Source organism: Rhodococcoides corynebacterioides NBRC 14404 (assembly GCF_001894765.1).
Classification (GTDB): domain Bacteria; phylum Actinomycetota; class Actinomycetes; order Mycobacteriales; family Mycobacteriaceae; genus Rhodococcoides; species Rhodococcoides corynebacterioides.
Genome location: NZ_BCWV01000002.1, coordinates 690,324 through 708,286 on the forward strand (window position 1 = coordinate 690,324; position 17,963 = coordinate 708,286).

General features: G+C 71.2%; 20 protein-coding genes. 15 read left to right on the forward strand and 5 right to left on the reverse strand.

Annotated elements, in window-relative coordinates:
- Nucleotides 1-15: 15 nt before the first annotated feature.
- The 6 genes from dapC to RC2_RS04685 all read left to right on the forward strand — a co-directional run bounded on the left by dapC (nt 16) and on the right by RC2_RS04685 (nt 5,606).
- Nucleotides 16-1,119, forward strand: coding sequence for a succinyldiaminopimelate transaminase (gene dapC, locus RC2_RS04660; RefSeq protein ID WP_068152818.1), 1,104 nt, complete (start codon nt 16-18; stop codon nt 1,117-1,119).
- A gap of 8 nt (nt 1,120-1,127) precedes the next feature.
- On the forward strand, nt 1,128-1,667 hold the full coding sequence (locus RC2_RS04665; RefSeq protein WP_068152758.1) for a DUF6584 family protein: 540 nt from the start codon (nt 1,128-1,130) through the stop codon (nt 1,665-1,667).
- Nucleotides 1,668-1,745: 78 nt separating this feature from the next.
- A complete protein-coding gene (locus RC2_RS04670; RefSeq protein WP_068152821.1) occupies nt 1,746-1,967 on the forward strand; it encodes a hypothetical protein in 222 nt (73 codons plus the stop codon).
- A gap of 1 nt (nt 1,968) precedes the next feature.
- Nucleotides 1,969-3,375, forward strand: a complete 1,407-nt coding sequence (locus tag RC2_RS04675) for an acyl-CoA synthetase (protein ID WP_068152761.1) — start codon at nt 1,969-1,971, stop codon at nt 3,373-3,375.
- 11 nt (nt 3,376-3,386) lie between these two features.
- Nucleotides 3,387-4,412 (forward strand): NADPH-dependent curcumin/dihydrocurcumin reductase, encoded by a 1,026-nt coding sequence (curA, locus tag RC2_RS04680; protein WP_082895744.1) that lies wholly within the window; start codon nt 3,387-3,389, stop codon nt 4,410-4,412.
- 9 nt (nt 4,413-4,421) lie between these two features.
- Entirely contained in the window at nt 4,422-5,606 is a 1,185-nt protein-coding gene (locus RC2_RS04685) for a lipase family alpha/beta hydrolase (RefSeq protein ID WP_068152767.1), read from the forward strand.
- On the opposite strand, the gene RC2_RS04690 is transcribed toward RC2_RS04685, so the two are convergent.
- The 5 genes from RC2_RS04690 to dapD all read right to left on the reverse strand — a co-directional run bounded on the left by RC2_RS04690 (nt 5,585) and on the right by dapD (nt 10,477).
- Nucleotides 5,585-6,586 carry a crotonase/enoyl-CoA hydratase family protein gene (locus RC2_RS04690; protein ID WP_068152771.1) on the reverse strand — a complete coding sequence of 334 codons (1,002 nt, stop codon included), beginning with the start codon at nt 6,584-6,586 and terminating at the stop codon, nt 5,585-5,587. The genes RC2_RS04685 and RC2_RS04690 overlap by 22 nt on opposite strands.
- The gene (locus RC2_RS04695) at nt 6,583-8,250 is read right to left on the reverse strand and encodes an acyl-CoA dehydrogenase family protein (RefSeq protein ID WP_068152776.1); all 1,668 of its coding nucleotides are present in this window, start codon (nt 8,248-8,250) and stop codon (nt 6,583-6,585) included. Before RC2_RS04695 ends, RC2_RS04690 begins: the two co-directional genes overlap by 4 nt.
- Complete coding sequence (locus tag RC2_RS04700; protein WP_068152780.1) at nt 8,247-8,876, reverse strand: TetR/AcrR family transcriptional regulator; 630 nt, start codon at nt 8,874-8,876, stop codon at nt 8,247-8,249. The genes RC2_RS04695 and RC2_RS04700 overlap by 4 nt, the downstream gene beginning before the upstream one ends.
- A gap of 76 nt (nt 8,877-8,952) precedes the next feature.
- Complete coding sequence (locus RC2_RS04705) at nt 8,953-9,492, reverse strand: GNAT family N-acetyltransferase (protein ID WP_068152783.1); 540 nt, start codon at nt 9,490-9,492, stop codon at nt 8,953-8,955.
- Between the two features lie 34 nt (nt 9,493-9,526).
- Nucleotides 9,527-10,477, reverse strand: a complete 951-nt coding sequence (gene dapD, locus RC2_RS04710) for a 2,3,4,5-tetrahydropyridine-2,6-dicarboxylate N-succinyltransferase (RefSeq protein ID WP_072681096.1) — start codon at nt 10,475-10,477, stop codon at nt 9,527-9,529.
- 39 nt (nt 10,478-10,516) lie between these two features.
- On the opposite strand from dapD, the gene dapE reads away from it, so the two are divergent.
- The 9 genes from dapE (at nt 10,517) to RC2_RS04755 (ending at nt 17,927) form a co-directional block, all read left to right on the forward strand.
- Nucleotides 10,517-11,632, forward strand: coding sequence for a succinyl-diaminopimelate desuccinylase (dapE, locus tag RC2_RS04715; protein ID WP_068152786.1), 1,116 nt, complete (start codon nt 10,517-10,519; stop codon nt 11,630-11,632).
- Nucleotides 11,633-11,642: 10 nt separating this feature from the next.
- The gene (locus tag RC2_RS04720; RefSeq protein ID WP_068152788.1) at nt 11,643-12,377 is read left to right on the forward strand and encodes an LOG family protein; all 735 of its coding nucleotides are present in this window, start codon (nt 11,643-11,645) and stop codon (nt 12,375-12,377) included.
- Nucleotides 12,374-12,913 carry an LOG family protein gene (locus RC2_RS04725; RefSeq protein ID WP_068152789.1) on the forward strand — a complete coding sequence of 180 codons (540 nt, stop codon included), beginning with the start codon at nt 12,374-12,376 and terminating at the stop codon, nt 12,911-12,913. The genes RC2_RS04720 and RC2_RS04725 overlap by 4 nt, the downstream gene beginning before the upstream one ends.
- A gap of 85 nt (nt 12,914-12,998) precedes the next feature.
- Nucleotides 12,999-14,771 carry a long-chain-acyl-CoA synthetase gene (locus RC2_RS04730; RefSeq protein ID WP_068152790.1) on the forward strand — a complete coding sequence of 591 codons (1,773 nt, stop codon included), beginning with the start codon at nt 12,999-13,001 and terminating at the stop codon, nt 14,769-14,771.
- A gap of 35 nt (nt 14,772-14,806) precedes the next feature.
- Nucleotides 14,807-15,676: a dihydropteroate synthase gene (folP, locus tag RC2_RS19180; protein ID WP_082895745.1), complete on the forward strand. Its 870-nt coding sequence runs from the start codon at nt 14,807-14,809 to the stop codon at nt 15,674-15,676.
- On the forward strand, nt 15,673-16,620 hold the full coding sequence (locus RC2_RS04740) for a glucosyl-3-phosphoglycerate synthase (RefSeq protein ID WP_245810958.1): 948 nt from the start codon (nt 15,673-15,675) through the stop codon (nt 16,618-16,620). The genes folP and RC2_RS04740 overlap by 4 nt, the downstream gene beginning before the upstream one ends.
- Before the next feature lie 58 nt (nt 16,621-16,678).
- Nucleotides 16,679-16,993 carry a DivIVA domain-containing protein gene (locus RC2_RS04745; RefSeq protein ID WP_068152791.1) on the forward strand — a complete coding sequence of 105 codons (315 nt, stop codon included), beginning with the start codon at nt 16,679-16,681 and terminating at the stop codon, nt 16,991-16,993.
- Entirely contained in the window at nt 16,993-17,559 is a 567-nt protein-coding gene (locus tag RC2_RS04750; protein WP_072681161.1) for a DNA-3-methyladenine glycosylase I, read from the forward strand. The genes RC2_RS04745 and RC2_RS04750 overlap by 1 nt, the downstream gene beginning before the upstream one ends.
- Before the next feature lie 200 nt (nt 17,560-17,759).
- A complete protein-coding gene (locus RC2_RS04755; RefSeq protein WP_008714277.1) occupies nt 17,760-17,927 on the forward strand; it encodes a DUF3117 domain-containing protein in 168 nt (55 codons plus the stop codon).
- The last annotated feature ends 36 nt before the right edge of the window (nt 17,928-17,963 follow it).

A 17,963-nucleotide genomic window follows, 5' to 3' on the forward strand; every position in this document is an offset into this window, starting at 1 on the left:
GGACTCGCGCCGCGCGTGTCGCGGCGGCGCGTGTCGGACCGTCTCCCGGTCTTTCCGTGGGACACGATCGCGGAGGCGAAGGCCACCGCGTCGGCGCACCCGCACGGCATCGTCGACCTGTCCGTCGGCACCCCGGTCGATCCGGTGGCGCCCGTCATCCGTGACGCGCTGGCCTCCGTCGCGGAGCAGGCCGGCTACCCGACGACGGCCGGGACGCCCGCGCTCCGGTCCGCCGCGACGGCGGCGCTCCGACGTCGCTACGGCATCGGGGGTGTGGCCGACGATGCCGTGCTCCCCGTCATCGGGACCAAGGAGCTCATCGCATGGTTGCCCACGCTGTTGGCTCTCGGATCCGACGACCTCGTGGTGGTGCCGGAACTGGCCTATCCGACGTACGAGGTGGGCGCGCGGCTCGCCGGGGCGCGCACGCTGCGTGCCGACGGCCTGACCCGCCTCGGTCCGGAGAACCCGGCTCTGATCGTCGTCAATTCGCCGTCGAACCCCAGCGGCCGCGTCCTCGGCGCCGCGCACCTGCGCAAGGTGGTCGAGTTCGCGCGCGAACGCGGCGCGGTGGTGGTGTCCGACGAGTGCTACCTGGGCCTGTCCTGGGACGCCCCGGCGGTCTCGATTCTCGCCGACGAGGTCAGCGGCGGCGATCACACCGGCCTCCTGGCCGTGCACTCCCTGTCCAAGACGTCGAACCTCGCCAGCTACCGGGCCGGGTTCGTGGCCGGTGACGATGCCCTCGTGGCCGAACTGCTCGCGGTGCGCAAGCACGCCGGCATGATGGTGCCGCTCCCGGTGCAGGCGGCCATGACGGCCGCCCTGTCCGACGACGAGCACGAGACCGAGCAGCGCGAGCGGTACCGCGCCCGGCGCACGGCGCTGGCCGCCGCCCTCACCGCCGCGGGATTCCGCATCGAGCACAGCGAGGCCGGCCTGTACCTGTGGGCGACCCGCGGGGAATCGGGGCGCGCCTCGGCGTCCTGGTTCGCCGACCGCGGCATCCTCGTCGCCCCCGGCGAGTTCTACGGTCCGGACGGTGAGCAGCACGTGCGGATCGCGCTCACGGCGACGGACGAGCGGATCGCCGCCGCCGTCGCGCGCCTGACGGTCTGAGGTGAGCCGTGGGCGCCCTCGACCGCGTGCAGGAGGACCTCGCCCGCGGTGAACCGTGGAACGCTCGCAAGCGTCTGGGGGCGGTGCTCGAGCGGGAACCGGCCTCGCAACCAGCGCTGGATCTCCTCGCCTTCGCGTGCCTGGCGATGGACGACGCGGCCGGCGCCGGTGCGGCGTGGTTCCTCACCGACCGCGACGAGTCCGATCCTGTCGTGCGGGACGCCCTGGCCGCGTTCGCCGCGTCGTCCGATCGGTCGGTGGTGCTCGCGCGACGCCTGCCGATGAACGCTCCCTCCCGCGCGTATCCGCCGCGGGCGCGGGAACGTCTGGCTCTGCTCGAGTCCCGCATCCGTGCGGCGGGGGACGACTGGGAGCCGCCGGGCGAGGTGCATTACGTCGCCCAGGACGGCGTCGACGTCGAGGCGTTCGACGAATGGACCGAGCCGACGGTCCGGGATCGGCCCGGCGTGAAACTGGTCGCCGCCGTGCTGGTCCTCGCCATGCTGGGCGGCGTCACCCTCGCGACGCTGCTCACGGTGCTGTTCTGACCGTCACCGCCCGGCCCGCCGTGTCGAACGGCGGTCGTGTCGGAGGCCGGTGGTACTGATGGAGTCATGGACAAGGTCATGAGCGACCCCGTGTTTCACGACCCCGCGTGCCCCGACTGCGCCGGGTCGCTGGATCACTGCCATGGAACCCTCGTCGTCCACACCGACTTCACCGTCGAGTGCACCGACGCGGGCTGTGTGCTCGCGCATCGGGAGCGTCACGCGTTGGTGGTCGACTGCGTCGCGGTCGCGGGTGGGTGTTCGTGCGAGGTCTCCGTCGCCGTCTCGCAGGCGTCGTGACGTGCTGCTCCGATCGCTGAACCCCTACCTGGTTGCGCGCGGTGACGACGTCGAGGACGCCGTCACGGTGGGGGACACCGTCCTCTCGCGCAGTGACCTGATCGGCGCGGCCACGTCCGTGGCCGAGCGCATCGCCGGCGTCGACCGGGTCGCCGTGTGGGCCGAGCCCACGGCGCGCACGGTGGTCGCCGTGGTCGGCGCGCTGATCGCGGGTGTCGCGGTGGTGCCGGTGGCGCCGGATTCCGGTCCCGCCGAACTCGATCACGTGTTGGCCGATTCCGGCGCACGGGCCTGGCTGGGTGTGGCGCCGGAGCACGCCGGCGGACTGCCGACGGTCCCGGTGCGCATGCACGCACGGTCGTGGCACAGCTATCCCGAGCCCGCGGGGGAGAGCACCGCGCTGATTCTCTACACCTCCGGCACCACCGGGCCGCCGAAAGGTGTTCTGCTGAGCCGAGACGCGGTGGCCCGGGGGCTGGACGCCTTGGCCGAGGCGTGGGGATGGACGGCGAACGACACCGTCGTCCACGGACTTCCGCTCTATCACGTGCACGGACTGGTGCTCGGCATCCTCGGCTCGCTGCGCATCGGCAGCCGTGTGGTGCACACCGTGAAGCCCACCCCCGAGCGCTACGCGGCGACGCGCGGCACGGTGTACTTCGGTGTCCCCACGGTGTGGTCGCGCATCGCGGCGGACGAGGGGTCGGCGCGGGCTCTGAGCCGTGCACGGCTGCTCGTGTCCGGCAGTGCGCCTCTTCCGGTCCCGGTGTTCGAGAAGCTCGCCGCACTCACCGGCATCGCGCCGATCGAGCGGTACGGCATGAGCGAGACGCTGATCACCGTCAGCACCCGCGCGGACGGCGAACGGCGGCCCGGCTGGGTCGGCCTTCCGCTGCGCGGCATCGAGACCCGCCTGCGCGCCGAGGACGGGTCCGACGTTCCGTACGACGGCGAGTCCATCGGCTCGTTGCAGCTGCGCGGACGCTTCTTCGACGGTTATCTCGGCAGGCCCGAGGCCACGGCCGCGACGTGGACCGACGACGGCTGGTTCGTCACCGGCGACGTGGCCGCGATCGATGCGGAGGGGTTCCACCGCATCGTCGGACGCGAGTCGACCGACTTGATCAAGACCGGCGGCTACCGGGTGGGTGCGGGCGAGGTGGAGACCGCGATTCTCGGGGTGCCGGGCGTCGGTGAGGTGGCCGTGGTGGGTCTGCCGGACGACGACCTCGGGCAGCGCATCGTCGCGTTCGTCGTCCCGGAGAGCGATGTCGACGTCGCCCCGGACGCGGTGATCGACCATGTGGCGCAGCAACTCTCGGCGCACAAGCGTCCGCGCGAGGTTCGGTTCGTGGAGTCGTTGCCGCGCAACGCCATGGGGAAAGTGCGCAAGGCGCTGCTGGAGTAGCGTCGGTGGCCATGACCACCTCCACACGCATCGTCCTGGCGTCCCGCCCCACCGGAGCCCCGACCGCCGAGAACTTCCGCACCGAGACCGCCGACCTCCCGGAGGTCGATGACGGTCAGGTGCTGCTGAAGGTCCTCTACCTCTCGCTCGACCCCTACATGCGAGGGCGGATGAGCGACGCGGAGTCCTACGCCGAGCCTGTCGCGCTGGACGACGTGATGTGCGGCGGCACCGTCGCCGAGGTCGTCGAGTCGCGCAGCGAGACCCTGCCGGTCGGCGCGGTCGTGCTGTCGTACTCCGGCTGGCAGACCCACGAGGTGGTCGACGCCGCGTCGGTGCGTCGCCTCGACCCCGATCGGGCGCCGATCTCCACGGCCGTCGGTGTGCTCGGCATGCCGGGATTCACCGCCTACGCGGGCATGACCGTGATCGGGCAGCCGAAGGAGGGGGAGACCGTGGTGGTCGCGGCGGCCAGTGGGCCGGTCGGCTCGGCGGTGGGACAGTTCGCGAAGATCAAGGGTGCCCGCGCCGTGGGCATCGCGGGTGGACCGGAGAAGTGCGCCTATCTGATCGACGAACTCGGTTTCGACGCCGCGATCGACCACCGCGCCGACGACTTCCGTGAGCAGCTCGCCGCAGCGACACCGGACGGCATCGACGTGTACTTCGAGAACGTGGGCGGCGCGGTCGCGCGTGCCGTGCTGCCGCGCCTCAACCTCTACGCGCGCGTCCCCGTGTGCGGGTTGATCGCGCAGTACAACGACACGCAGGCTCCCGAGGGACCGGACCGGCTGCCGGGCTTCTTCACCCGCGTGCTCACCAAGAGCCTGACGGTGCGCGGGTTCATCCAGAGCGAGTTCGTCGGCGAGCACTACAAGAATTTCCAGCGCGAGGTCTCGGAGTGGATCGCGGACGGCCGCTTCCGGTACCGGGAGGACGTGGTGGAGGGGCTCGAGAACGCCCCCGACGCGTTCGTCGGGCTGCTCGAGGGACGCAACTTCGGCAAGCTCGTGGTGAAGGTCGCCGACGGCGATTAGAGTACACGTGTGCACTCGAATCGCCCCCGCGCCCGCCGCCGCAACGAGGTGGCCGGCGCGGCGACCGTCCTGGCCTCGGCCGTCGACATCCTGTCCCGGCCGGTTCAGGGCACGCACCGCGCGGTGAACGACGTCGTATTCGGGGTGCTCGGGCGTCCGGCCGCCCCGATCCGCGCGGTGAACGACGGCATCGCGGACGTCGTGTACGCCGCGGTGCGGGGTGGCAGCGCCGCGCTCGCGAAGGCGGTGGCCACGGGGTCCGAGCTGCTGCCGGACGAGACCGTCTCGCACGCGGTGACGTCGTCGGCCACCGGATCGGTCCTGGTGGGTGCGGTGAACGGGTTGCTCGGCGACCGCTTGGTCGCCGAGGCCAACGACCTCGCCGTCGAGTTGGGCCCGCATCACCGACGTCGCGTCGTCGCGAACGAGACGGCCGAGCTCACGACGGCGTTCCCGTTCGCCACCGGACACCTCGCGATACTCGTTCACGGCCTCGGCGAGACGGAACAGGCGTGGTACTACCGCCACGACGGTCGCGGGAGCTACGGCGAGACGTTGGCGGCCCACGGCATCTCCGCGGTGTGCCTGCGGTACAACACGGGGACCGGCATCGTCGACAACGGCGCAGCGCTCGCCGACCTGCTCGACCGCGTCGTCACGGCCTGGCCGGTCCCGGTCGAGCGCATCGATCTGGTGGGCCACTCCATGGGCGGACTGGTGCTGCGCCGGGCCTGCGGGGTCGAGGCGAGCCGAGCCACCTGGTTGCCCTTGGTGCACACGGCCTGCTACCTGGGCACACCGCACGAGGGCGCCCCGCTGGCCACCGGCGTGTACCACCTGTCGCGGGCGCTACGGCGGGTGAAGCAGACCGCCGTGTGGTCGGACCTGCTGGACGTGCGCAGCCGAGGCGTGGACGATCTCCGCCTGGCCACCGACGTTCCGCTGGCGCCGGGAATCCGGCACGTCGCCGTGCAGGCGACACTCGCCGAGGATCCGCACGCCTGGTGGGCCGACGCGGTCGGCGACGGGCTGGTGACCCTGCGCAGCGCGCGCGGTCCGGTGTCCGAGGTGTACACCCTGCCCGGCACGGGTCACCTGGCGTTGCTGTCCGACCCGCGGGTCTCCCGCGTGCTCGTCGACCTCATGACCGACGCCTCGCCGCGACGGATCTCTCAGGTGGCCGACGGCGCCTGACCCTTCGCGTCACCGAAGGGCTCATCGCGTTCGCGGACGGCCTCACGGAACCCGACGGTCGCCGCGCGGGTCTGGAAGGCGTACCCCTCGCGCGTGTGCCGGGAGATGCCGTCGAACACCGTCGAGATCATCGTCGACGTCGCCACCCCCGACGCGAGCAACGCGCTGTTCAGGGCGAGCTTGACCATCATCAGCTGATTGATCGGCATCTGCGCGATACGCCCGACGAAGTCCTCGGTCCGCGCGTCGAGTTCGTCGGCCGGGTGCGACTCGACGGCGAGGCCCCACTCGACGGCCTGGCGCCCGGTCAGGCAGTCACCGGTGAGCAGCAGACGCTTCGCCCGCTGGTCGCCGAGGCGGTGCGCCCACATCCCGGCGGCCGGGATGCCCCACACGCGCGTCGGCGGATAGCCGATCCGGGCGTCGTCGGCGCAGACGATCTGGTCGGTGTAGAGGGCGATGTCGGTGCCGCCGGCGATGGCGAAGCCGTGCACCTTGGCCACCACGGGCTTGGTGGCGTGCAGCAGGCTCGCGAAGCCGCGGTTGAAGCGGCTCATCATCGCGTAGTCCAGCATCGGATCCCACGTCCGCGAGGGGTCGTGGTTGCGGGCCTGCACGGTCGGATCGAGGGCGCTGCCCGTGGTGTCCGGCCGGTCGGCCGGACGCGCGCCGTTCTCGGCGAAGACGGACAGGTCGTATCCGCCGCAGAAGCCTTTGCCGCGGCCGGACAGCAGGATCACGTGGACCCGCGGATCGAGGTCGGCACGTTCGACCGCGTGCGCCAGGTCCAGCGGGGTGTCGGCCGTGATGGCGTTCCCGCGTTCGGGACGGTCGAAGGTGATCCGCGCGATGCGGCCGGTGACCTCGTACGTCAGGGTCGCGTAGCGGTGGTCGTCCGTCCCCGCCGGGTCTCGGCCCGCGAACGCGCTGTCCTCGCCCTCGTCCCACCCGTCGCGCCACGCGGCCGGGCGCTCGCTCACGCGCCCACCTTCGGGGTGTTGCGCGCGATGATCGCCGCGGTGTCGACCCCGGTGGGCAGAGTGCCGAAGACGGTGCCCCAGTCGCCGCCGAGCCGGGTGGCGGTGAACGCGTCCGCCACCGCGGGATGACCGTGGCGTACCAGCAGCGATCCCTGCAGGGCCAGCGCGAGATCACCGACCACCCGACGGGCGCGGTGCTCGAGCGTCGCGACGTCGGTGAACGCGGACTTCACCCGCCGGACGGCCGCGTCGAGAGCGTCGTCGGCGCCGGCGGCGCTGTCGAGTTCGTCGAACAGGACGGTCAGGGTCTCCGGTTGGCGGGCCACGGCGCGCAGCGTGTCGAGCGCCGCGACGTTGCCGGAGCCCTCCCAGATGGAGAGCAACGGCGCCTCCCGGTACAGCTTGGGCATGCCCGACTCCTCGGCGTACCCGTTGCCGCCCAGGCACTCCAACGCCTCGGCCGCGTGCGCCGGGCCGCGCTTGCACACGTAGTACTTGCTCACCGCCAACCCGATCCGGCGGAGCAACGCGGCACGCTCGTCGCCGGCCGCGGCGCGGTCGGTGAGGGCCGCCAGCCACAGTGCCACCGTCGTCGAGGCCTCCGACTCGACGGCGAGGTCCGCGAGCACGTTGCGCATCGCCGGCTGATCCACCAACTGCTTGCCGAACGCGGCCCGGTGCGTCGCGTGATGGATCGCCCGCGCCGTGGCGTCGCGCATCCCCGTCGCGCTGCCCAGCGTGCAGTCCAGCCGGGTCATGTTGACCATCTCGATGATGGTCCGCACACCGCGACCCTCCTCGCCGAGCAGCCAGGCCGTGGCACCGTCGTACTCGACCTCGCTCGAGGCGTTGGAGTGGTTGCCCAGCTTGTCCTTCAGGCGCTGGATCGCCATGGCGTTGCGTGTGCCGTCCGGCAGAATCCGCGGCAGCAGAAAACAGGACAACCCGTGGTTTCCCGACCGGCCTCCGGCCTGCCCGTTCTCGCTCTGGGCCAGGACCAGCAGGATGTCCGACATCGGGGCCGAGGTGAACCACTTGTGGCCGGTCAACGACCACGTGCCGTCGGGCCGCGGTACGGCCGTGGTGGTGTTGGCGCGCACGTCGGAGCCGCCCTGCTTCTCCGTCATCGACATGCCCGCGATCAACCCGCCCTTCTCCCGCGGCGGCCGGAACGTCGGGTCGTACACGCGGGTGGTGAGCAGGGGCTCGTACTGCGCGGCGAGGTCGGGGTTCGCGCGCAGTGCCGGCACCACCGCGTACGTCATCGAGATCGGACACCCGTGCCCGGCATCGACCACGCTCCACACGCTCGACGTCGCGGCCCGAATCAGGTGGGCGTGCGGCGACGGATCGGCCCACGGGGCGCCGTGCAGACCGAGACCGACTGCGGTGCGCATCAATTCGTGGTAGGCGGGGTCGTAGATCACCTCGTCCACGCGGTTGCCGTAGCGATCGTGGGTGTGCAGGACCGGCGGGTGAGCCTCGGCCAGCTCTCCCCACCGCTGCGCCTGCGCGCTCCCGGCCAGTCGACCCACCCGATGCAGCTCCGCCTCGGCGTCGCCCGCCCCCTCGCGGTGCAGCGCTTCGAGCAGCACGGGCTGATCCGCGACGTCGTACTCGACCAGCGGCGGAACCTGGTTGGTGACGGTGTGGGTGGGGGTCATGTGGTGCTCCTGACGTCGGGGTCCGGTGCGCCGAGCGCACGGAGGGCGAAGGTCTCGAGGGCGTCGAGCACGCGGGCGTCGACGTCCCCGCGCGCGAGGGGGACCACCAGCGCCTCGCCGATGGCGCCGACGAGGCAGGCCGCGGTCAGGGACGCGTCCTGATCGGGGAGTTCGCCGTCCTGCACGGCGGCGCGGATGGCGGCGGCGAGGGCGTCGGCGAACGACCGCCGGAAGGCGAGGCGTTCGGTCTCGACGAGGGCGTCGATGGGCTCGGCCAGGAGGGCATAGGCGAGAGTCGGTGCGCGGCAGGCGCGTTCGCAGAAGGTGCGGACCGAGGCGAGTAGCGAGTCGGTGTGCGTACCGGTCGCGGCCGCGCGTACTCCCGCCGCGGTCGCGGCGGCCACCTCACGGGTGCAGGCGTCACGGAAGACTTCGGCGAGCAGGTCACCCTTGCCGGGAAAGTAGCGGTAGACGGTGCCCACTCCGATGCCGGCACGGGCGGCGACGTCGGCCACCCCGCACGCGGAGTAGCCGCGTTCGGCCACGAGGGACAGCGCGGCCGTGACGATGCGGGAGCGGGCGGCGTCGAGCCGTTCCTGGACCGCAGGGGTTCGTCGGTACACCACGGCAAGAAGTGAACGCCCGTTCCGCGGGCGTGTCAAGGATGGAACGGTGGTTCGGTGCTTGGCGTGCGCCCGCGAACTACCAGCGCGGACCCACGCGGTTGTTGACGCACAAGGTGCCCTCGACGTCGATGCTGCTCGGCGGTCGGAACACCATGACGTTCTCGTCGTCGGCCGGTGGCCGGGGGTCCTCGCCGTTCCCGACCACCCCGAGCAGGCCACGCCACCGCACCCACCCGCGGCCCTCCCAGAACCCGACGGCGTCGGGCAGCGAGTTGAGCACGCCCAGGGCACCCTCGTCGTCGATCACCGCCTCGAGACGGTCGAGGACGATGCGGCCGAGTCCGGTGCCGCGGCGGTCCGAGTCGACCGCCACGGCCTCGACGTAGCGGCCGTCGATCTCCTTGCCGTCGTGGACGAGCAGCCGGGGGACCGCCGCGGCGTGCGCGACCACCAGACCGTCGAGCCGGGCCAGCACGTGCGTCCCACCCAGGCCGTGCACCCAATCGTGCGGGGCGAACTCGCTACCGAACATGGCGCGCACCAAGGCTTCCGCCTGGTGCGCGTCGTGTTCCGTCAGGTCCTCGGTCGCAACGGTCTCGAGTCGCGGTTCGGTCATGGTCCCCCCGGATCTGCCGACCGCGGCGCCGCGATCAGTCGTTGGCGTGCAGGATGGAGTTCAGTTCGACTCCGGTGCCCTTCCACGGAACCACCTCGACGGCCCCGGAGACGGAGTTTCGGCGGAACAGCAGGTTCGACCGCCCGCTGAGGGCCGCGGCCTTGACCACCGTGCCGTCGGGTCCGGTCACCTTGGTGCCGGCGGTGATGTAGAGCCCGGCCTCGACCACGCAGTCGTCGCCGAGCGAGATGCCCAGGCCCGCGTTGGCGCCGAGCAGGCACCGCTCGCCGACGGAGATGACCTCCTTGCCGCCACCCGAGAGGGTGCCCATGATCGACGCGCCGCCGCCGACGTCCGAGCCGTCGCCGACCACGACGCCGGCGGAGATGCGCCCCTCGACCATCGACGAGCCGAGCGTGCCGGCGTTGAAGTTGACGAAGCCCTCGTGCATGACGGTGGTGCCCGACGCGAGATGCGCGCCCAGGCGCACGCGGTCGGCGTCGCCGATGCGTACGCCCGTCGGGACCACGTAGTCCACGAGGCGGGGGAACTTGTCCACGCCGTAGACCGTGACGGGGCCGCGCGCTCGGAGCTTCGCGCGGGTGACCTCGAACCCGTCGACGGCGGCCGGGCCGTGGTTGGTCCAGACCACGTTGGCGAGCAGGCCGAACTGGCCGTCGAGGTTCACGCCGTGCGGCGCGACCAGGCGGTGCGAGAGCAGGTGCAGGCGGAGGTAGACGTCGTGCGCGTCGGTGGGCGCGTCGTCCAGCGAGGCGATGGTGGTGCGCACGGCGACGACGTCGACGCCGCGCGCGTCGTCCGCACCGACCAGCGACGCCAGGTCCTCGGGGACGTCCGCGCCCTGGAGGCGGGTGGTGCCGGTCTCGGTGACCTCGCCCAGTTCGGGGGCGGGGTACCAGGTGTCGAGCACCGTGCCCGAGGTGGTGATGGTTGCGAGTCCTGTTGCCGATGCGCCTGTGGTCACGGTGCCCGAGCCTAGAGCACGGCAGTAGGGTCGACGATCGTGAGCGCACCCGTGGTCCTGGACCTGCATGCCGACCCGATCGACCTCACCGCCGCCCTCGTGGACGTCCCGAGCGTGTCCCGCGACGAGGCCACGCTCGCGGCCGCCGTCGAGCAGGCCCTGCGGGAGCAGACCACCGGCTTCGAGGTCATCCGCTCGGGCAACGCGGTGCTGGCGCGCACCCACCGTGGGCTGCCGACGCGGGTGATCCTGGCCGGTCACCTCGACACCGTCCCGATCGCCGACAACGTGCCGTCGCGGCGCGAGCGCGGGGGGCCCGAAGGCGATGTCCTGCACGGCTGCGGCACCGTCGACATGAAGTCGGGCGACGCGGTGTTCCTCCACCTCGCGGCCACCGTGGCCGACCCCGTCGCGGACCTCACGCTGATCTTCTACGACTGCGAGGAGATCGAGGCCACCGCCAACGGACTCGGCCGGATCGAACGCGAGCTGCCGGACTGGCTGCACGGTGACGTCGCGATCCTCGGGGAGCCGTCGGGTGGGTTCATCGAGGCCGGGTGTCAGGGGACGCTCCGCATCCGCGTGACGACGACGGGCGTGCGCGCGCACTCGGCGCGGTCCTGGTTGGGCGACAACGCCATTCATCGGCTGGGCGCGGTGCTGACGCGACTCGCGGCGTACGAGCCGCGGACCGTCGAGATCGACGGGTGCGTGTATCGCGAAGGACTGCAAGCGGTTCGAGTGGTCGGGGGAGTGGCGGGCAACGTGGTGCCGGACGAGGCGGCCGTCGACGTCAACTTCCGCTTCGCTCCCGACCGCTCGGTGGACGACGCCGTGGCGCACGCCTCGGAGGTGCTCGCCGGCGACGGCGTGCGACTCGAGGTGACCGACCGGTCGCCCGGGGCGCTGCCGGGTCTCGCCGCGCCCGCCGCGGCCGCGCTGGTGGAGGCGGCCGGTGGCCGGTTCCGGGCCAAGTACGGGTGGACCGACGTCTCCCGCTTCTCCGCGCTCGGCATTCCGGCCGTGAACTACGGCCCCGGCGACCCCAACCTGGCCCACAAGCGCGACGAGCGGGTGCCCACCGAACAGATCACTCGAGTGGCCGACGTCCTGCGGCGCTACCTCACCACCGGACGCGGTCCGTCGGGCCGTTAACCTCACCCCCATGACGCAGGATCGACAGGCCGCGCGCTACCGCGGCCCGATACTGGACCGCCGCACCCGGGCGAACTCGACGACGGACCAACGGCTGCTCGACTACCGGGGCCCCTCGGACTGGGTGCACACCGACCCGTGGCGGGTGCTACGCATCCAGAGCGAGTTCGTCGAGGGTTTCGGTGCGCTCGCCGAACTGCCCCGTGCCGTCACCGTGTTCGGATCCGCGCGCACGCCGTCGGGATCGCCGGTGTACGAGTCGGGCGTCCGATTGGGTGCCGCGCTCGCCGAGGCGGGCTACGCGGTGGTGACGGGGGGCGGACCGGGAACGATGGAGGCCGCCAACAAGGGTGCGTGCGAGGCGGGCGGACTCTCGGTCGGTCTCGGTATCGAGCTGCCGTTCGAGCAGTCCCTCAACCCGTGGGTCGACCTCGGGGTGAACTTCCGCTACTTCTTCGTGCGCAAGACGATGTTCGTGAAGTACTCGCAGGCGTTCGTCTGTCTGCCGGGTGGATTCGGCACGCTCGACGAGATGTTCGAGGCGTTGACGCTGGTCCAGACACGCAAGATCACCCGCTTTCCGATCATTCTGTTCGGCACGAAATTCTGGGGTGGCTTGTTGGAGTGGATCACGACGACGTTGGTCGAGGCCGGCACCGTCTCGGAGTCCGACGTGGCCTTGATCCGGTGCACCGACGACGTCGACGAGGTCGTCCGGTGGATCGACGAGAGCGCGCAGCAGTGACGACGGTGTGCGTCTACTGCGCGTCGGGTCCGGTGGAGCAACGGCACCTCGATCTCGCCACCGCGCTCGGCACCGAGATCGGCCGGCGCGGCGGCTCGCTCGTCTCGGGCGGCGGCAACGTCTCGATGATGGGCGCGGTCGCCCGAGCCACCCGGGCCGCGGGTGGTCGAACCGTGGGTGTCATCCCCCGTGCGCTGGTCGAACGGGAGGTCGCGGACGTCGAGGCCGACGAGTTGGTGGTCACCGAGACCATGCGCGAGCGCAAGCGCATCATGGACGATCGCGCGGACGCCTTCGTGACTCTCCCGGGGGGAATCGGCACGCTCGAGGAGCTGTTCGAGACCTGGACCTCCGGCTACCTCGGCATGCACACCAAGCCGGTCGTGCTGTTGGACCCGACGGGGCACTTCTCGCCTCTGCTCGACTGGCTCGACGGACTGTCGGGAACCGGCTTCGTCTCCCCGTCGTCCCTCGCTCGGCTGATCCGGGTGACCACCGTCGGCGCCGCCCTCGACGCCTGCAATCTCGACGTGTGACGTGTGGTGAAACTTACCAATCGGTAAGGTAAGCATCGTCACAAGCCGGACACAGACGAAGGCCGGCTCGTCAGGGAGGAAACGTATGGCTGCCGACGCTCGTCACAAGATCGGACTGCTGGATCTCGCCACCGCGACCGCGAAGATGGCCCCGGCTCTGCCGACGGTGATCCGGGGCGTGCCTGGGTTCCTGCGCAAGCCGACGGACAAGGAGTCCATCGGGTTCATCTTCCAGCGCGCGGCCGCCAAGCACCCCGAGCGGCCCTTCGTCCGCTTCGAGGGCGACACCCTGACGTACGGACAGGCCAACGATCTGGTCAACCGCTACGCGTCGGTGCTCGTCGACCGGGGGGTCCAGCGCGGCGACGTGGTGGGCGTGCTGGCCAAGAACTCGATGCGCACGTTGCTCGTCGCCCTGGCCACGGTGAAGCTCGGTGCCACCGCGGGCATGTTGAACTTCAACCAGCGCGGCGACGTGCTCGAGCACAGCCTCGGCATCCTCGACGCCCGGGTGGTCGTCGTCGACGAGGACTGCCTCGAGGCCCTCGACTCGCTGGACGAGGCCCTGCCGGAGAAGGTGGTGCTGCACGCCGAGGAGCTGGACCGGCTGGCCGAGTCCGCCAGTGCGGAGAACCCCGCTGTCACGGCCGAGATCCAGGCCAAGGAGAAGGCGTACTACATCTTCACCTCCGGCACGACGGGCATGCCGAAGGCCAGCCTCATGAGCCACTTCCGGTGGCTCAAGTCGATGTCCGGCCTGGGCAGCATGGGTGTGCGGCTCCGCAAGGACGACGTGCTGTACTGCTGCCTCCCGCTCTACCACAACAACGCGCTCACGGTGTCGCTGTCGTCCGTCCTCGCCTCCGGCGCCGCCATCGCGATCGGCAAGCAGTTCTCGGTCTCCCGGTTCTGGGACGACGTCCGGGCCAACGAGGCCACGGCGTTCACCTACATCGGCGAACTCTGCCGGTACCTGCTCACGCAGGACGAGAAGCCGTCCGACAAGGACAACACGATCCGGCTCATCGTCGGAAACGGTCTGCGACCGGAGATCTGGCACGAGTTCACCGAGCGCTTCGGCATCTCGCGCGTCGCCGAGTTCTACGGTGCCAGCGAGTGCAACATCGCGTTCATCAACGCGTTCAACCTCGACCGCACGGCCGGCTTCTGCCCGCTGCCGTACGCCGTGGTGGAGTACGACGACGAGACCGGCAAGGCCAAGCGCGACAGCAACGGTCGGCTCACCAAGGTCTCGGCCGGCGGGGTCGGTCTGCTGCTGTCGAAGATCACCGACCGCGCGCCGTTCGACGGCTACTCCGACGAGGACGCCACCAAGAAGAAGCTCCTGCAGGACGGCTTCAAGGACGGCGACTGCTGGTTCGACACCGGAGACCTGGTGCGCCAGCAGGGCTTCCGGCACGTCGCGTTCGTCGACCGGCTCGGCGACACGTTCCGCTGGAAGGGCGAGAACGTCGCCACCACGCAGGTCGAGGGCGCTCTCGGATCGCACCCGGACGTGGACCAGGCCGTGGTGTTCGGCGTCGAGGTCCCGGGCGCCGACGGCAAGGCCGGCATGGCGGCGCTGACGATGCGCAGCGGGAAGAAGTTCGACGGCGCCTCGGTCGCCACCCATGCGTACGAGTCGCTGCCCAGCTACGCGGTGCCGCTCTTCGTCCGCGTGGTCGACTCCCTCGAGGCCACCTCGACGTTCAAGAGCAAGAAGGTCGAACTCCGGAAGACCGGCTACGGGGACGGCGACGGCGATCTGTACGTGCTCAAGGGCAAGGCCGACGGCTACGTCGAGTTCTACGACGGCTACGCCGACGAGGTCGGCGGCGGCAAGCTGCCCAAGGGCTGAGCAGGGCCGGCGCGGCGGGAAGGCAAGATGGTCGGGTGCATCCGTTCCCGACCTTCTGCGGCCGTCCCGTCGCGACCGACCGTGCGCTGGTGATGGCGATCGTCAACCGCACCCCGGACAGCTTCTACGACCGGGGAGCGACGTTCTCCGACGAGGCCGCGATGGCCGCCGTCCATCGCGCCGTCGACGAGGGTGCCGACGTCCTCGACATCGGCGGGGTCAAAGCCGGTCCCGGTGCGACGGTGGACGTCGAGGAGGAGACCCGCCGGGTCGTGCCCTTCGTCGCGGCCATCCGGTCGGCGTACCCGGACGTGGTGATCAGCGTCGACACGTGGCGCGCGGAGGTGGCACGGCGGGCGTGCGCCGAGGGTGCCGACCTCGTCAACGACACCTGGGCCGGAGCCGATCCCGATCTGGTCGGCGTGGCCGCCGAGGTCGGGGCCGGCATCGTGTGTTCGCACACCGGGGGCGCGGTGCCGCGTACTCGCCCGCACCGGGTGCGGTACGCCGACGTGGTGAGCGACGTGGTGACCGAGGTGACGCGCGCCGCCGAGGCCGCTGCCGCGGCCGGCGTCCGCGAGGACGGCATCCTGGTGGACCCGACTCACGACTTCGGCAAGAACACCCACCACGGGCTCGCCTTGTTACGGCACGTCGACAGTCTGGTCAACAGCGGATGGCCGGTCCTGATGGCGCTGAGCAACAAGGATTTCGTGGGGGAGACTCTGGGAGTCGGACTTGCCGAACGCTTGGAGGGAACCTTGGCTGCGACAGCACTGAGCGCCGAACGGGGAGCGCGCATGTTCCGGGTCCACGAGGTCGGACCCACCCGACGCGTCGTCGACATGGTCGCGGCGATCGCCGGCACGCGTCCGCCCGCTCGCACCGTGCGAGGTCTCGCGTGACGTCGTCGGCCGTGTCCGCCGTGTCGGCCGCCCTCGCCGACGTCGGTACCACCTGGTCCGACCCGCGCTGGACCGTCGACGAACTCGTCGCGGCGAAGGGCGCTCGGACCGTCTCGGTGGTGCTGCCGGCCCTCGACGAGGAAGCGACCGTCGGCGACGTCGTCGCCTCCATCTCGCCGCTGGTCGGCGGACTGGTCGACGAACTGGTGGTCCTGGACTCGGGGTCCACCGACGCGACCGCCGCCCGCGCGCGGGAGGCCGGGGCGGACGTCGTCACGCGGGAGGAGGCCGTCCCCGAGGTCGCGACGGCTCCCGGCAAGGGCGAGGTGCTGTGGCGGTCCCTGGCCGCCACGACGGGCGACATCGTGGTCTTCGTCGACTCCGATCTCATCGACCCGGACCCGGGCTTCGTCCCGAAACTGCTCGGCCCATTGCTCACCCGGCGCGGCCTGCACCTCGTGAAGGGGTTCTATCGTCGTCCGCTCGCCGGGTCGAGCGAGGCCCACAGCGGCGGTCGGGTCACCGAACTCGTCGCGCGTCCCCTGCTCGCCGCGCTGCGACCGGAGCTGGGGGGCATCGTGCAGCCGCTCGGCGGGGAGTACGCCGGCACCCGCGAGCTGTTGACGGCGGTGCCGTTCGCGCCGGGGTACGGCGTGGAGATCGGGCTGCTCATGGACACCTACGACCGCTACGGCCTCGACGCGATCGGGCAGGTGGATCTCGGTGTTCGACGGCATCGGAACCGTCCCCTCGATCAGTTGGGGGCCATGAGTCGGCAGATCGTCGGCACCATGCTCGGTCGCGCAGGAATCGCCGATTCCGGCGCCGGTATCACCCAGTTCCGGCCGGAGGGCGGCGAATTCGTCGCCTCGGTCACCGACGTCTCCCTCGTCGACCGTCCACCGATGCGCACGGTCCGACCCTGGGCCGACCGCACGCGGTGACCCGTGTGGACTCCGCCGGGGCGGCGCCGACCGTGTCCGCCGTGACAGGATCGGCCCCATGGTGACGATCCTGCTCTACGTCGTCTCGATCGCGGTCGTGGCCGTCGTGCTGTTCCTGCTCGCGTCGGTGGTGTTCGGGCGGGGCGAGGAGATGGAACCGCTCCCGCCCGAGACCACCGCCACGGCGCTGCCGGCGCAGGGTGTCACGGGGCGGGACGTCCGCGCCCTGCGGTTCCGACTGCGCCCACGCGGCTACGACTGCGGCGAGGTCGACTGGGCCCTCGATCGTCTCGCCGACGAGATCGACGGTCTGCGAACACGTCTCGCCGAGCGGGATGCCGCCGCGCCCCCGTCGGAGCCGGTCGAACCGTGATGCACAGCGACGGCCGCGTCCGCTGCACGTGGTCTCCCGACCCGGCGGAGAACGCCCTGTACGCGCGGTACCACGACGAGGAGTGGGGGCAGCCGGTGCACGGCACGCGTGCACTGTTCGAGCGCGTGAGCCTCGAGGCGTTCCAATCGGGTCTGTCCTGGATCACGGTGCTCCGCAAGCGGGATGCCTTCCGGTCCGCGTTCGCGGACTTCGATCCGGACGCCGTCGCCGCATTCGACGACGACGACGTCGAGCGGCTGCTCGCCGACCCCGGCATCGTCCGCAACCGCGCGAAGATTCTCGCGACGGTCGCCAACGCGCGGCTCGTGGTGTCGGAGAACGTCGATCTCGACGCTCTGCTGTGGTCCCACGCGCCCCCGCCGCGCCCGCGGCCGGTCACCGCCGCGGACGTCCCGGCGGTGACCGCCGAGTCGACCGCGATGGCGACCGCGCTGAAGAAGCGGGGTTTCCGCTTCGTCGGCCCCACGACGGCCTACGCCCTCATGCAGGCGACCGGAATGGTCGACGACCACCTGCAGGACTGCTGGGTTCCCCCGACGCGCTGAGGGGCGTTCCCGGGGCCGTCGCAGGGGTGTGCGCAGGGCCGGGACGGGGTGTGCGCTGGGCGCCGAAGGGGGTGTCCGTTTCCCGTCGTTCCGTTCGATAGGGAACAATATGGTGCACGCACCTCGCCGGACCCCGGCGGAGCGCGAGAGGAACATGTCATGCGCGGAGCAGGTCGGCGCAGATCTGGAGGGAGCAGAGGATGGCGGCCATGAAGCCCCGGACCGGCGACGGTCCGCTCGAGGCGACCAAGGAAGGACGAGGAATCGTCATGCGGGTTCCACTCGAGGGCGGAGGACGTCTGGTCGTCGAGCTCACTCCCGACGAGGCGGCCGCACTGGGCGACGAGCTCAAGGGCGTCACCGGCTGAGAAGCGAACTGCACTCGCGCACGGCCCCGTCGGTTG

Excerpts from the sequence above, each read along its gene's own strand:
- RC2_RS04670 (WP_068152821.1), top strand. The coding sequence starts at position 1,746 with ATGAGCGACCCCGTGTTTCACGACCCCGCGTGCCCCGACTGCGCCGGG.
- curA (WP_082895744.1), top strand. The coding sequence starts at position 3,387 with ATGACCACCTCCACACGCATCGTCCTGGCGTCCCGCCCCACCGGAGCC.
- RC2_RS04695 (WP_068152776.1), bottom strand. The coding sequence starts at position 8,250 with ATGACCCCCACCCACACCGTCACCAACCAGGTTCCGCCGCTGGTCGAG.
- RC2_RS04705 (WP_068152783.1), bottom strand. The coding sequence starts at position 9,492 with ATGACCGAACCGCGACTCGAGACCGTTGCGACCGAGGACCTGACGGAA.
- RC2_RS04720 (WP_068152788.1), top strand. The coding sequence starts at position 11,643 with ATGACGCAGGATCGACAGGCCGCGCGCTACCGCGGCCCGATACTGGAC.
- RC2_RS04730 (WP_068152790.1), top strand. The coding sequence starts at position 12,999 with ATGGCTGCCGACGCTCGTCACAAGATCGGACTGCTGGATCTCGCCACC.
- RC2_RS04745 (WP_068152791.1), top strand. The coding sequence starts at position 16,679 with ATGGTGACGATCCTGCTCTACGTCGTCTCGATCGCGGTCGTGGCCGTC.
- RC2_RS04750 (WP_072681161.1), top strand. The coding sequence starts at position 16,993 with ATGCACAGCGACGGCCGCGTCCGCTGCACGTGGTCTCCCGACCCGGCG.
- RC2_RS04755 (WP_008714277.1), top strand. The coding sequence starts at position 17,760 with ATGGCGGCCATGAAGCCCCGGACCGGCGACGGTCCGCTCGAGGCGACC.